13 protein-coding genes are annotated in these 13,280 nt (G+C 56.2%); 4 read left to right on the top strand and 9 right to left on the bottom strand.

Features of this window, described 5'->3' with window-relative positions; all coding sequences use genetic code 11:
• Nucleotides 1–7: 7 nt before the first annotated feature.
• The 3 genes from AO726_RS18410 to ahpF all read left to right on the top strand — a co-directional run bounded on the left by AO726_RS18410 (nucleotide 8) and on the right by ahpF (nucleotide 3,372).
• Complete coding sequence (locus AO726_RS18410; RefSeq protein ID WP_058069568.1) at nucleotides 8–973, top strand: NAD(P)H-quinone oxidoreductase; 966 nt, start codon at nucleotides 8–10, stop codon at nucleotides 971–973.
• 115 nt (nucleotides 974–1,088) lie between these two features.
• Nucleotides 1,089–1,652, top strand: a complete 564-nt coding sequence (gene ahpC, locus AO726_RS18405; protein WP_058069567.1) for an alkyl hydroperoxide reductase subunit C — start codon at nucleotides 1,089–1,091, stop codon at nucleotides 1,650–1,652.
• A gap of 163 nt (nucleotides 1,653–1,815) precedes the next feature.
• Nucleotides 1,816–3,372, top strand: a complete 1,557-nt coding sequence (gene ahpF, locus AO726_RS18400) for an alkyl hydroperoxide reductase subunit F (protein ID WP_058069566.1) — start codon at nucleotides 1,816–1,818, stop codon at nucleotides 3,370–3,372.
• A 79-nt stretch (nucleotides 3,373–3,451) separates the two neighbouring features.
• Here ahpF and zapE read toward each other — a convergent pair whose 3' ends face one another.
• From zapE to AO726_RS18365, 7 genes are all read right to left on the bottom strand, one after another.
• Nucleotides 3,452–4,570: a cell division protein ZapE gene (gene zapE, locus AO726_RS18395; RefSeq protein WP_058069565.1), complete on the bottom strand. Its 1,119-nt coding sequence runs from the start codon at nucleotides 4,568–4,570 to the stop codon at nucleotides 3,452–3,454.
• 90 nt (nucleotides 4,571–4,660) lie between these two features.
• Nucleotides 4,661–5,314, bottom strand: a complete 654-nt coding sequence (locus AO726_RS18390) for an HAD family hydrolase (RefSeq protein ID WP_058069564.1) — start codon at nucleotides 5,312–5,314, stop codon at nucleotides 4,661–4,663.
• Entirely contained in the window at nucleotides 5,314–6,303 is a 990-nt protein-coding gene (locus AO726_RS18385) for an ABC transporter ATP-binding protein (protein ID WP_058069563.1), read from the bottom strand. The genes AO726_RS18390 and AO726_RS18385 overlap by 1 nt, the downstream gene beginning before the upstream one ends.
• 17 nt (nucleotides 6,304–6,320) lie before the next feature.
• A complete protein-coding gene (locus tag AO726_RS18380) occupies nucleotides 6,321–7,127 on the bottom strand; it encodes an ABC transporter permease (protein WP_058069562.1) in 807 nt (268 codons plus the stop codon).
• On the bottom strand, nucleotides 7,114–7,953 hold the full coding sequence (locus AO726_RS18375; RefSeq protein ID WP_058069636.1) for an ABC transporter permease: 840 nt from the start codon (nucleotides 7,951–7,953) through the stop codon (nucleotides 7,114–7,116). The genes AO726_RS18380 and AO726_RS18375 overlap by 14 nt, the downstream gene beginning before the upstream one ends.
• A complete protein-coding gene (locus AO726_RS18370; protein ID WP_058069561.1) occupies nucleotides 7,953–8,759 on the bottom strand; it encodes an alkaline phosphatase family protein in 807 nt (268 codons plus the stop codon). Before AO726_RS18370 ends, AO726_RS18375 begins: the two co-directional genes overlap by 1 nt.
• Nucleotides 8,760–8,850: 91 nt before the next feature.
• On the bottom strand, nucleotides 8,851–9,903 hold the full coding sequence (locus AO726_RS18365) for an ABC transporter substrate-binding protein (protein WP_058069560.1): 1,053 nt from the start codon (nucleotides 9,901–9,903) through the stop codon (nucleotides 8,851–8,853).
• Between the two features lie 311 nt (nucleotides 9,904–10,214).
• Between AO726_RS18365 and AO726_RS18360 the strand changes: the two genes are divergently transcribed.
• Nucleotides 10,215–10,931: a UTRA domain-containing protein gene (locus tag AO726_RS18360; RefSeq protein WP_058069559.1), complete on the top strand. Its 717-nt coding sequence runs from the start codon at nucleotides 10,215–10,217 to the stop codon at nucleotides 10,929–10,931.
• A 6-nt stretch (nucleotides 10,932–10,937) separates the two neighbouring features.
• Here the strand turns inward: AO726_RS18360 and AO726_RS18355 are convergent, their stop codons facing one another.
• Nucleotides 10,938–12,230, bottom strand: a complete 1,293-nt coding sequence (locus tag AO726_RS18355; protein WP_058069558.1) for a M18 family aminopeptidase — start codon at nucleotides 12,228–12,230, stop codon at nucleotides 10,938–10,940.
• 60 nt (nucleotides 12,231–12,290) lie between these two features.
• Nucleotides 12,291–13,001, bottom strand: a complete 711-nt coding sequence (locus tag AO726_RS18350) for a 4'-phosphopantetheinyl transferase family protein (protein ID WP_058069557.1) — start codon at nucleotides 12,999–13,001, stop codon at nucleotides 12,291–12,293.
• Nucleotides 13,002–13,280 lie beyond the last annotated feature (279 nt).

Below are 13,280 nucleotides of genomic sequence, written 5' to 3'. Positions count from 1 at the left end.
AGGCTGTGTGAAGGCATTGCAAGGCGTTGAAGGGCGTGTTGTGTGGGCTGATTACCCAACACCCGCCTGTGATGTTGGGCAAGTCCGTATCCGTGTCATAGCGGCGGGCCTGAATCGTGCTGACTTGTTGCAGCGCTCGGGTCTATACCCACCGCCGCCCGGCGCTAGCGAGGCGCTTGGGCTTGAGTGCTCCGGAGTGATCAGTGAGGTTGGCGCCGGTAGCTCCTGGCAGATTGGTGATCGCGTATGTGCGCTGCTGCCTGGCGGTGGTATAGCTGAAGAAGTGGTGGTGGACTCACGCCACGTTTTGCCGGTGCCCGACGGCGTCAGCCTCGAAGAGGCTGCAGCCTTGCCTGAGGTCTATGCCACAGCGTGGCTTAACCTGTTCCAGCTGGCACGCCTGAAACCAGGCGAGAAAGTGTTATTGCACGCAGGAGCCAGCGGTGTGGGCTCTGCTGCTATTCAGTTGTGTAAAGCGTTCGCCAGCCCCTGTTGGGTGAGCGTCGGTTCTGCTGAGCGATTGGCCTACTGTCAGTCACTCGGGGCCCAAGGCGGCGTGCTGCGAGATGGTGAACATATATCCGGCTTGCGTGATTTTGCCCCGTTTGATGTGATTCTCGACCCGGTTGGTGGCAGCTATGCAGCGCTTAATCTGGAGCTGCTGGCCCGTGATGGACGATGGGTGAATATCGGTTTGATGGGCGGGCGCAAGGCTGAGCTGGATCTGGCGTTGGTGCTTGGCAAACGCATTGAGTTGATCGGTTCTACCTTGCGCAACCGCGATGATGAATTCAAAGCAGAACTGATTCGCGAACTGCGGCAATTTGTGTGGCCGCTCTTTGAACAGAAACTAATCGAGCCTAAGCTTGAGCGCCTGTATCAGCTCAAGGATGCCGAGTTGGCCTTTGCAGCGCTTGCCAGTAACCAAGTTAATGGCAAACTTGCGCTGCGGATCGCCCCTACAGACGATTGAATGGCTAGCGATTGAGCTAGTCAATCAATGTGATGGCGCTAATCAATAAGCTTTTTTATTTTTTGGCGTTAATATGGGTCCCGTAAGTTTTCCAACCCTCAAGAAGGAACCAGAGATGTCCCTGATCAATACTCAAGTACAACCGTTCAAAGTTAACGCTTTCCACAACGGTAAGTTCATCGAAGTAACCGAGCAGTCGCTGCAGGGCAAGTGGTCGGTTCTGATCTTCATGCCAGCTGCTTTCACCTTCAACTGCCCGACTGAAATCGAAGACGCTGCCAACAACTACGCTGAGTTCCAGAAGGCCGGTGCAGAAGTTTACATCGTGACTACTGACACCCACTTCTCTCACAAAGTGTGGCACGAGACTTCCCCGGCTGTTGGCAAGGCTCAGTTCCCGCTGATCGGTGACCCGACTCACCAGCTGACCAACGCTTTCGGCGTTCACATCGCTGAAGAAGGTCTGGCTCTGCGCGGCACCTTCATCATCAACCCGGAAGGCGTTATCAAGACTCTGGAAATCCACTCCAACGAAATCGCTCGTGACGTTGGCGAGACTCTGCGCAAGCTGAAAGCTGCTCAGTACACCGCTGCTCACCCAGGCGAAGTTTGCCCGGCTAAGTGGAAAGAAGGCGAGAAGACCCTGGCTCCGTCCCTGGACCTGGTTGGCAAGATCTAAATGCCGGTTCGAGAGCTGCCGCAGTTGCGGCACTCTCACCACTGCAGCTTAGATTCACTCGCGCTTCAAGGGCTGTAACCCAGTCCCGCAAGTGCCCGACGCCCGGGCGCAATCCGTCCGGGCGTTTTTGTTCCTGAAATTTGTATAAAGGGATACCTGAATCATGTTGGACGCAACGCTTAAAACCCAATTGAAGGCCTACCTCGAGAAGGTCACTCTGCCGTTTGAGATTGTCGCGACCCTCGATGACAGCGAAAAATCCCGCGAACTGAGTGGTCTGCTCCACGACATCGTCAGCCTGACTGACAAGATCACATTGCGCGAAGACGGTACTGATGCACGCATCCCGTCCTTTTCGCTGAATCGCCCGGGTGCTGAAATCGCGCTGACTTTCGCCGGCATCCCAATGGGCCACGAATTCACCTCGCTGGTGTTGGCACTGCTGCAAGTCGGCGGCCACCCATCGAAGCTCGAGCCTGAAATCATCGAGCAAATCAAAGGCATTGAAGGCGAGTTCAATTTCGAAACCTATTACTCGCTGTCCTGCCAGAACTGCCCGGACGTTGTTCAGGCGCTGAACCTGATGGCTGTGCTGAACCCTAATATCCGCCACGTAGCGATTGACGGTGCACTGTTCCAGGAAGAAGTAGAGCGTCGCCAGATCATGGCGGTGCCGAGCATTTATCTGAACGGCGAAGTATTCGGCCAGGGCCGTATGGAAGCCGCCGAGATTCTTGCCAAGATCGATACCGGCGCTGCCAAGCGTGACGCCGAGAAAATGAATGCTAAAGAAGCATTCGATGTACTGGTTGTCGGCGGTGGCCCAGCAGGCGCTGCAGCAGCTGTATACGCTGCCCGTAAAGGTATTCGTACCGGTGTAGCGGCTGAGCGCTTTGGCGGTCAGGTGCTGGACACCATGTCCATTGAGAACTTCATCTCTGTACAAGAGACTGAAGGCCCGAAACTGGCTCGCGCCCTTGAAGAGCATGTGCGTCAGTACGAAGTGGACATCATGAACCTGCAGCGTGCATCCGCGCTGATCCCAGCCGCTGAAGAAGGTGGCCTGCACGAAGTGAAATTCGAGAGCGGTGGTAGCCTGAAAGCTAAAACCGTGATCCTGTCGACTGGTGCCCGCTGGCGCGAAATGAACGTGCCGGGTGAGCAGGAGTACAAAGCCAAGGGCGTTTGCTTCTGCCCGCACTGTGACGGTCCGCTGTTCAAAGGCAAGCGAGTGGCAGTAATTGGTGGCGGTAACTCCGGTGTTGAAGCGGCGATTGACTTGGCAGGTATCGTGGCACACGTGACGCTGCTGGAGTTCGCAGACACCCTGCGCGCAGACGATGTACTGCAGAAAAAGCTGTACAGCCTGCCGAACGTGACTGTGATCAAGAGCGCTCAGACCACTGAAGTGGTTGGTGACGGCCAGAAAGTAACCGGTCTGACCTATAAAGATCGCACCACTGAGGCGCTGCACACTGTTGAGCTGGAAGGCATCTTTGTGCAAATCGGCCTGCTGCCTAACACCGACTGGCTGAAGGGCACCATTGAGCTGAGCCGTTTCGGTGAGATCGAGACGGATGCCAAAGGCCAGACCAACGTGCCGGGTGTATTTGCTGCTGGTGACTGCACTACTGTGCCGTACAAGCAGATCGTAATTGCGATCGGAGAGGGTGCCAAAGCCTCGTTGAGTGCATTTGATCACCTGATCCGTCACAACTGAATGTCATTTGCCTGATGACGATTGAGGGGTGAATAACCCCTTTACAAGCGGACATCCCTCCCCGAGGTGTCCGCTTTTTTTATGCGTGGCTGAAACGCTGAAGCTGCATTTCCTGTAAGCGGCTGAAGGTGCGACGGAAAGCAAAGCCGAGGTAGCCTTCGGTGTACAGATGCTCCAGCGCAACTGCGGCTTCGATATACAGCGGCACTTTGCGGTCGTAGCACTCATCAACCAGCGCAATAAAACGCCGCACGCTGTCATCTTTAGAGGAGAGGCGTGGTAGTTGGCGATCGCCTGCTTCGACCTTAACCGCCGCATCCTCTGTGCCTCGTGCGATCTTGGCGTCACGCTGTGCGCTGCCGAGTGAAGGTACATTGCTCAGCAGAATGGCTTTGAACTGGTCACATAACTCGATGAAGTCTTGCGCGGCCAGGGGCTGTTCGCACAGCTCGGCAAATGTGCACCAGATTGCATCCTGACAGCGCTTGACCACGTTGATGCTGCGCGGGCCGATTTGAAGGGGCTGTTCCGTGACGTTCTGGCCAACTGAGAGCTCGCTGAAAGCGGCCTCCAGCGCGCTGGCCTGATCTGGCTGTACTTGCCAGTAACGGGTTTGAATAGCGCCGGGATGTAGGCGGTGATCCTGTTCGCCATCTACGCTAACCACTTGCATATGCTGTTTGATCGCTGCGATTGCTGGCATGAAGCGCTCACGGTTGAAGCCATCGGCATACAGCTGCTCGGGCGGTTGGTTGGATGTAGCAATCACGATCACGCCTTGATCGAACATCACCCGAAACAGGCGGCCAAGAATGATGGCGTCGCCAATATCATTGACGAACAGCTCATCAAAGCACAGCACGCGCACGTCACGGGCAAGTTCTACTGCCAGTGCATGCAGCGGATCAGCCGTACCGGTCAGTTCGAACATGCGCATATGGACCCAGCGCATGAAGTGGTGAAAGTGCTGACGCCGAGCAGGTACCTGTAAGCCTTGATAGAAACAATCCATCAGCCAGGTTTTGCCTCGGCCAACAGGCCCCCATAGATACACGCCGTTTACTGTTGTCTTGCCTGAATGAATGTCGTCCTGGCAGCGCTGCAGGACTTCTACGGCTTTTTGTTGGGCTGGGTCAGGATGGAAGCCATCGCGTTCAATGGCTTGTTGATAGGCGGCAAGGGGGGAGAGCAGGCTCATCGAGGTTTCTGTCCAGTGCTGGGAGCAGGCAATTGCTTAGCAAGCTATTGTTTTTCCCTGGGCGTGTCCAGCACTGGCAGTCTTAGGGCGTTATTTCCAGCTCAGAACGGGCCAACCGGCAGACTCTGCATGCTTGAGCAGTACAGGATCGGGATTGACCACATGGGGCTTGTCGACCAGTTGCAGCATCGGCAGGTCATTGCGTGAGTCCGAATAGAAATAGGCCCCTTGCAGACTTTCACCTTGTTCTTTCAGCCATTGATTCAGCCGCTCTACTTTGCCTTCGCGATAGGTCAGGACACCCTGCGTGTGGCCGCTGTAATGCCCATGCTGTTCTGCAATGTCGATAGCCAGCACTTCTTCAATGTTCAGGCGGGCGGCAATAGCGCTGACCAAGAAATGCGCAGAGGCAGAGATGACCAGAATTCGATCACCATTTTCACGATGTTTGGCCACACAGCGCATGGCATCGCTGTAGATGATCGGCTCGATCACGTCTTCTACAAAAGGCTCTACTACGTGAGCGACTTCTTCAGCAGTGCGTCCTACCAGCGGGGTCAGGGTGAAGTCCATGTAGTCCTGCATGGAGAGTTCACCGCTGGCGTATTGACGCATGAGTTCCTGCTCGCGGGGAAGGTAACTGCCCGCATCAGCCCAGCCGAGCTTGACCAGTTCCTGCGCCCAAAGCGTTGAACAGTCGTCGGCGATCAGGGTTTCATCCAGGTCGAATATTGCCAAGGCCATCAGGCCACCTCACAAATTGCGTTGTCTTCGATATTCAGGGTAATGCGTTCGCCACAGCTCTGCAGGTCGGATGGTGACCTGTTCAGCACATCCACCAGCAGTTCGACACCACGGGCTTCCACACGGTAGCGGATGACGTTACCTAACAGGCTATGGCTGCGAATATGGGCCTCGATTGCTCCATTTTTCGCGACTTCGATGGCCTCGGGACGAATCGCGATGCGGCTGCCGACTGGGCGTGCGAGCAGGCGGCTGGCAGCTTCAGGATCGAGCAGGTTGTAGTTACCAATAAATCCGGCAGCGAACGCATCGGCCGGTGCGGTGTAGAGGTCTTCCGCTGCGCCAGACTGAACGATTTTACCGCCATTCATGAGCACAATCCTGTCGCTCATGGTCAGGGCTTCTTCCTGATCGTGGGTGACGAAAATGGTGGTCAGTCCAAGCTCGCGCTGAATGCTGCGAATTTGCTCGCGTAAATGTTTACGGATACGTGCATCGAGCGCAGACAGTGGCTCATCCAGCAGCAGCAAGCGCGGACGCGTGACCAGCGAGCGAGCCAGGGCGACTCGTTGACACTGACCGCCTGAAAGCTGCTGCGGATAGCGGTTGGCAAAGTCGGTCAGTTCAACCAGTGCCAACACCTCTTTAACGCGCTGCTCGGCCTCGCTGCCTTTGATCTTCTGCATGCGCAGGCCGAAGGCGACGTTTTGCTGGACAGTCATGTTGGGGAACAGGGCATAGCTTTGGAACACCATGCCGATGCCGCGCTTTTGCGGGCTCAACGGCAGTAGGTCCTCGCCATCCAACCGGATTTTCCCGCCATCAACACTTGTCAGGCCGGCAATGCAGCGCAGTAGTGTGGATTTACCGCAGCCAGAAGGGCCGAGCAGGGTGATGAACTCGCCTTTGTTGATTTCGCAGTTGATATCCGTGAAAACGGTGGTCTCGACGTAACACTTGTGCAGGTTCTGGATACTCAGATAACTCATGGTAAGCCCTTGCTTGATCAGTCCGGCGCTTGCGCCTTGTCCTTATTGAGGCGGCTGGCCGCCCAGGTCATCAGCAGCACGAAGAGGAAATAGGAGATCACCAGCGCGCTGGTGAAGTGGCCGCTGCCCTGACGCATGTTGAACAGATACACCTGCAGGGTTTCGTAGCGTGTGCCGACCAGCAGATTGGCAAACACGAACTCACCGAACAGGAAGCTAAACGAGAGAAACACAGAAACCATCAGGCCTTTGTGCAGGTTGGGCAGCACCACCATAAAGGCTGCACGCCAGGTGCTTGCGCCAAGAAGGTGAGCCGCATCCATCAGGTCACGCAGGTTGATGGCTTGCAGGTTGTTGCTGATGGCCCGGTACATGAAGGGCAGGGCGATTGTGAAGTAGCAGCCGATCATGATCCACGGTGTGCCAATGATCGGCAGCGGACCACCGGCAAACAGCTCCATAAGCCCGACCGAAGACACCACCGGTGGCACGGCGAAAGGCAGCAAGATCAGCACATTCATCAGGCCGTCGAGCTTCGGAAAGTGGTAATTGACCACAAACAGTAGCGGCAGAATCAGAAACAGCGACAAGGCCAGTGCAACGAAGCACACCAGTAGCGAGCGACCGAAGGCTGCGAGAAAGCGTGTGTCGCTCCACAGCTCCACATACCACTTGAAGGTAAAGCCGCTGGGCAGGATGGTGGCCGACCAGCTGGTGGAAATGGAGTAGATCAGCGTCGCCAGCAGCGGTAACAACAGCACCAGCAGCAGGCTGTACACGACAACCTGATGGAGCGCGGTGGAGCGTTTCTCAGCGTGGGACATGGTAGCTCCTGCGCAGTAGCCATTGATGCACCAGGGTGATCAGGGTCATCAGCCCGACCAGAATCATTGCCAGAGCGCTGGCCATGTTCGGATCCAGGAAGATATCGCCGGAAACCATCGCTGCGATGCGGATTGGCAGGATGTTGAAGTTGCCGGTAGTCAACGCATAGACCGTGGCGTATGCCCCCAATGCGTTGGCCAACAGGATTACGAAGGTGCCCAGCAGCGCTGGCATCAGTACCGGAAGGCCGATATGCCGCCAGAACTGCCAATTGCTTGCGCCGAGCAGGCTGGCGGATTCACGCCAGTCTTCGCGCAGCGCATCAAATGCCGGGTAGAGCAGCAATACACCCAGGGGAATCTGGAAGTAGGTATAGAGCACGATCAGACCTGTTTTGGAGTACAGGTTGAAGTCCTCGATGATGCCGAGCTGCTTGAGCAGGATGGTCAGAGCCCCGTTGAAACCCAACAGAATGATGAAGGCAAAGGCCAATGGCACGCCGGCAAAGTTACTGGTCATGTTGGCGAACGCCATGACGAAGTCCCGCAACTTGCTGTTGATCTGTCGTAGCGAGTAACTGCCGACAATAGCAATCAGGATGCCGAACAGGCTCGACCAGAAGGCTACCTCCAGACTGTGGCGAATGGCCTGACGGTAGAAAGCTGAGTCAAAAGCAGCAATGTAATTGGCCAGCCCCCAGCCTTCAGAGGATTTGAAACTGTTGATGGCGACCAGAATCAGCGGGGCAATCTGGAACGCCACAAAGAACAGGGCAAACGGCAGTAGGCACAGCAGTGCAGCCCATTTACCGCGCAGGGTCTTTATCACTTCAAAAGCTCCCGGCAGACAGGTTTGTCATGGTGTGCGCTCAGTAGTTCGCAGATCGTCCCGCACAGTTGCAGCTGTGAGGGCTGCGCGTTGGCACTGAGGCTGAAGGCATCGCCCAGTACGAATAGTGGAACTTCGCGTTCCTCTGGAAGCAGGCCGTTGTGCGACCGGTCGTTGTTCATGCCGTGGTCAGCGGTCACCAGGATCTGGTAGCCGTCATCCAGCCAGCGCTGAAGGTAATTGGCCAGCAAGACATCGGCACTGCGAGCACTGTTGCGGTATTGCGAACTGTCCAGCCCATGTTTGTGCCCGGCGTCGTCAATATTCATCGGGTGTACGAGCAAAAAGTCCGGTTGGTGCACGCGGCGTAGGCTTTCTGCATCGGCAAACAGATGGGAGTCCGGGTAATGATCAGCGTAATAGAAGTGGCCGTACTGGATCGGTAACGAGGCGTCACTGGTATGACGATCCCTGCCTGCATCGAATGGCGCCCGGTTGTACAGCTCGCTGATCCAGTGGTAAGCCGCAGCAGCAGTTTTCAGGCCGGCACTACGGGCGTAATGGAATACGCTGCTCCCGCTTGAGAGCCGCACCACATCGTTATTGACGATGCCGCTGTCGATGGGGGTAATCCCGGTGAGAATGGTTTCGTAGAGGGGGCGGGATAGTGCAGGTAGTTCACATTCCAACTTGTACAGCGCAGCCCTGCCTGCTGCACAGAATGCCTGAAGATGGCCAAGGGCGTGCCGGGCGACCTGATAATTCAATCCGTCCAGCATTACGAGAATAACTTTGTGTGACATGAGCAGCCTATGTCCTTAAGGCGCTCCGGCAATTGCACGGAGCAGTGGGCGCTCTGCGGGAACGTGAAGACTCCCGCAGAGCGCCGTGGCATCAGTTCATGTGGATGATGACGTGCTCTTGCCACAGACGCGGCAGAACTTTGGAGGTTGCCTCCCAGGCTGCGTTGTCCTTGATCGGCTGGACTTTGGCGTATTGCTCCTGTGGCAGCAGCTTGGCCTGAACTTCGGCTGGCAGGGTCAGATGCTCAGCACGAATAGGGCGGGCATTGCCTTTGGCCAGATTGATCTGGCCTGCGTCGCTGAAGATGTATTCGCGGGTCAGCTTCGCCGCATTCGGGTTTTTCGCCCATTTGTTGATGATGGTGGTGTAACCGGAAATCACCGAGCCGTCAGACGGGATCAGCACTTCAAAACGCTCAGGATCAATCTGGTCGCGGTAGGAGAGGCCGTTGAAGTCCCACACCACACCGACTTCCACTTCGCCTTTTTCCAGAGTCTGGATGGTCGGGTTGGCCATGGACAGGCGGCCTTGCTTGGCAATATCGCCGAACAGTTCAAGGCCGGGCTTGATGTTCTTCTCATCGCCGCCCAGTGCGATGGAGGCAGCCAGAACGCCGTTAACAGCTTGCGCGGCGGCGCTGACGTCACCGATGGCGACTTTGTACTTGCCAGTTTTCAGATCAGCCCAGGACTTCGGTGATTCTTTGACCAGCTGTTTGTTAACGATAAAGGCGATGGTGCCGGTGTAGGCCAGTGCCCAGTGCCCATCTTTGTCTTTGGCCCAGTCAGGAACCTGATCCCAGGTGGTTGGTTTGTAAGGCTGGGTGACGCCTTGCTGGACGGCGATTGGACCAAATGCAGCACCTACGTCGCCGATGTCAGCGGTGGCGTTTTCCTTTTCAGCGGCGAATTTAGCGATTTCCTGGGCAGAGCTCATGTCGGTGTCCATGTGCTTCAAGCCGTAAAGTTTGCTCAGATCGGCCCAGGTATCTTTCCAGTTTGCCCAGCTGTCCGGCATGCCCACGCTATTAACCGCGCCTTCTGCACGAGCTGCCTGTTCAAGTGCTTGCACATCGTTGGCCTGCGCCATATTTGCCAGGGCAATGGTTGTACCCAGCAGTGAGGCGAGTAGCAGGTTTTTCATCGAAAGCTCCTTTACGGGTGAAGGTTCTGGTCTAGATCAGGAATGTAGGCGGCTTTAATGACGTTTTTGTGTCATATCGCCGCGAAGATCAGCCTTTATTGCTTCGAACAACTGCACTGCAACGTTCAAACCATAGCATTAGATCCACCACTGAAATAAGCGGCGTTAGTGTTCTGCACTGACAAATGTCTATGCCGCATCTGCCGTAACTTTGCTGTCATCAGACGTGCTTAGGATTGAAATATCGCGTGCAACGGCTCTCCCAGAGCCCGTTGACATGGAGTTGGTCTAGTCCAGTAAGTGAGGCGGTGATGCGCGAAGATGAGCCAAGAGCGGCCCTGGCAATTAGCCGTGCGCTTGAGGAGCAGATAGAGGATGGCTTACTGGTACCCGGCAGCCAGTTACCGGCTGAGCGCAAGTTGAGTGAAGTATTTGCGACAACGCGCATAACCTTACGAGAGGCGCTCGGGCAGCTTGAAGCACAGGGGCTTATCTATCGGGAGGAGCGGCGTGGTTGGTTTGTTTCGCCGCCGCGTCTTTCCTATAACCCGCTGGTGCGTAGCCACTTTCACAAAATGGTCGGGGAGCAAGGGCGAGTCCCGGCGACTGAGGTGCTCAGTGCCCGATTGATCCCCGCAAGCTCAGAAGTCTGTCACCTGCTGGGGTTGCCCGGCTTGTCCCGTGTGTATCAGATCAGGCGGGCACGTCGGGTGGATGGGCGGCTCGTGTTGTATGTCGAGCACTACCTCAACCCGACGTTTTTCCCCGGCATACTTGATTATGATCTGACCCGTTCGCTGACTGAGCTGTACGAGCAGGAGTACGGCATCCAATACGGCAGAGTACGTTTTGAGATAGTCCCGACAGCACTTCACAGTGAGGCGGCGACAGCATTGAAAGTCGTGAGAGGAAGCCCAGCACTGCGAATCGTGCGGGTCAACCGTGATCAGCATGGCCGTTTGATTGACTGTGACCTGGAGTTCTGGCGCCACGACGCCCTGCAAGTGAGCGTCGAGGTGCCAGATTGACCCGGCTTACGGTAGTTCCGGGCTGGCGTAGAAAGCGCTTAGCACTTTGACCAGATGAGCCAGATCGTGGCTACCTGCCATTTCCCGGATAGAGTGCATCGCGAAGGTCGGCAGGCCGATATCCACGGTGCGCACGCCCAGCTGGCTGGAGGTGATCGGGCCGATAGTGGAGCCGCAGCCCATGTCACTGCGTGTTACGAAGCTCTGCACCGGCACTTCGTTCTCCAGGCACAGGTGGCGGAAGAAGCCCGCTGTTTCACTGGTGGTGGCGTAGCGCTGGTTGCTGTTGATCTTGATCACCGGGCCTGCGTTCAGTTTCGGGCCGTGGTTTTGATCGTGCTTGTCCGCGTAGTTCGGGTGGATGCCGTGGGCGTTGTCAGCCGACACCAGCAGAGAACGCTGAATGCAGCGGACGTAATCCTCACCATCCGGCAGCAGGCGTCGCAGTACCTGCTCAAGCATCGGGCCGTCAGCACCACAGGACGAGCAGGAACCCACTTCCTCATGGTCAGTGCAGACCAGCAGGCAGGTTTCATCATCGTTGGCGTCCAGCAATGCACGTAAACCGGCATAGCAGGAGAGCAGGTTATCCAAGCGCGCTCCGGCGATAAAGTCGCCGTTAAGGCCAATCACCGCAGCGCTTTGGGTGTCGTAGAAGCTCAGCTCGTAGTCCAGAACCGCGTCAGCATTGAACGAATGCTGCAAGGCCAGTTGCGCGGTGATCAGTGCACGGAAGTCAGCTGGATCATCACTGCCCGCATACTGAGCAAGAATGGGTGGCAACTCGGTTTGTGCATTGATCGCCCAGCCTTGGTTAGCTTCACGGTTCAGGTGAATAGCCAGATTAGGGATCACGGCAATCGGTGCTTTGAAGTCAATCAGCTGGCTTTCTACTTTACCGTCACGGCGGTAGGTGACACGTCCGGCAAGGGATAAGTCACGGTCAAACCACGGCGCGAGCAAAGCACCACCGTAAACCTCAACACCCAATTGGAAATAACCATGACGCTGCAGTTCAGGCTGTGGTTTAACCCGCAGACAGGGGCTGTCTGTGTGTGCGCCGACCATGCGGATGCCGCTTTCAGTCAACGGGCGCATGCCCAGCTTGAAGGCGATGATCGAGGAGTCATTGCGCGTGACGTAATAGCGGCCACCGGCTTCGGTGTGCCAGTTATTACGCTCATCCAGATGCTGGAAACCGGCAGCTTCGAGGCGATGGGCCAGGGTGGTGGTGGCATGAAAAGGGGTGGGGGAGGACTTAAGGAAATCAATCAAGCCCTGATTCAATTCTTCGCGCATACAAAAACTCCAACCGGCAGTGCGCGGATAGTAGCGGATTTGCCGCCTGAATTGGCGCTCTCAGCGTGGGATGGCAATAAGTGTGAGTAAATAATCGTCGAACATGCAGAACTGGCCGGTCACAACGCTTCCGGTTGTCCAGCTGCCATCCAGGTCGATGAGTAATCTCAAAGTAAAGTGCTGATCGGGGGTGACCGAAAGCAACTCGGCATCGTGGAACCAGAAGCGTTTAAGCACTTGCGGATAGAGCGCTTTGAACAAGCTTTCTTTGGCTGAGAAGGTCAGGGTTATGCGCAGGGCTTGCTCCGCAGAGTTGAGCGGGCCAAGCCGGTCCAGTTCGGTAGGGGTCAGGATTTCTCCAGCCAGGCGCTGGGCGCGCTGCTCGGGGATCAGGCTTTCGGCATCCAGTCCCAGTCCGCGCCAGTTCTGCAAGCTGCCCACAATTGCGGCGGCATAATCCCCGCTGTGGGTTATAGAACCGACTGTACCTTCTGGCCACTGTGGGGCACGGTCTTCACCACTGGCTGGGACAGAGCCTGCGCCGGTTAAACGCTCCAGCGCTTGCCGGGCACAGATACGGCCAGCAAGAAACTCAGCCTGACGTTTGGCCAGCGCGTTGATCATCGGCACACCGCAGCGGACAAAGTCGTCAGACTGTAAGCGCGTCTTATCGAAGTGGGTGCTGATCAGATGCACAGATGAGTGTGTATGAGGCAGTGGCCAGTGATCACTGAGCGGACTGCAACACGTGGGAAGGGAGGGGCTGGTCATGGGCGCTATTGTGCCGTGGCTGGCGAAAGCCGCCAACACTACAGGTGCGTTTACATTTCTTTGCACAGATGCAACAAAGCGGAACGGAGTCTTGCTTACTGATTTGAGACACTAGTTCTGCGTTTCTACGGAAATGCAGGTGAGGTTGTTTTTGGCTAAGGTCCCCAGGCCTTAAGCGTTCACACTCAGAATGAGTACGGGAGCCGATTGGCTCCCGTTTTTTTATGGCGGCATTGAGCGCCTACAGCTGTCAAAAATATCATTCACTTCGATGAAAAA

The organism is Pseudomonas sp. TTU2014-080ASC (assembly GCF_001446935.1).
GTDB lineage: Bacteria > Pseudomonadota > Gammaproteobacteria > Pseudomonadales > Pseudomonadaceae > Aquipseudomonas.
The sequence above is the reverse complement of the archived record's forward strand: the minus strand, read 5'-3'. Positions and strand labels throughout refer to the sequence as shown.

Coding starts and splice junctions, on each gene's coding strand:
- AO726_RS18365 (WP_058069560.1), bottom strand. CDS start 9,903: ATGAAAAACCTGCTACTCGCCTCACTGCTGGGTACAACCATTGCCCTG.
- AO726_RS18350 (WP_058069557.1), bottom strand. CDS start 13,001: ATGACCAGCCCCTCCCTTCCCACGTGTTGCAGTCCGCTCAGTGATCAC.
- AO726_RS18370 (WP_058069561.1), bottom strand. CDS start 8,759: ATGTCACACAAAGTTATTCTCGTAATGCTGGACGGATTGAATTATCAG.
- zapE (WP_058069565.1), bottom strand. CDS start 4,570: ATGAGCCTGCTCTCCCCCCTTGCCGCCTATCAACAAGCCATTGAACGC.
- ahpF (WP_058069566.1), top strand. CDS start 1,816: ATGTTGGACGCAACGCTTAAAACCCAATTGAAGGCCTACCTCGAGAAG.
- AO726_RS18355 (WP_058069558.1), bottom strand. CDS start 12,230: ATGCGCGAAGAATTGAATCAGGGCTTGATTGATTTCCTTAAGTCCTCC.
- AO726_RS18380 (WP_058069562.1), bottom strand. CDS start 7,127: ATGTCCCACGCTGAGAAACGCTCCACCGCGCTCCATCAGGTTGTCGTG.
- AO726_RS18385 (WP_058069563.1), bottom strand. CDS start 6,303: ATGAGTTATCTGAGTATCCAGAACCTGCACAAGTGTTACGTCGAGACC.
- AO726_RS18360 (WP_058069559.1), top strand. CDS start 10,215: ATGCGCGAAGATGAGCCAAGAGCGGCCCTGGCAATTAGCCGTGCGCTT.
- AO726_RS18390 (WP_058069564.1), bottom strand. CDS start 5,314: ATGGCCTTGGCAATATTCGACCTGGATGAAACCCTGATCGCCGACGAC.
- ahpC (WP_058069567.1), top strand. CDS start 1,089: ATGTCCCTGATCAATACTCAAGTACAACCGTTCAAAGTTAACGCTTTC.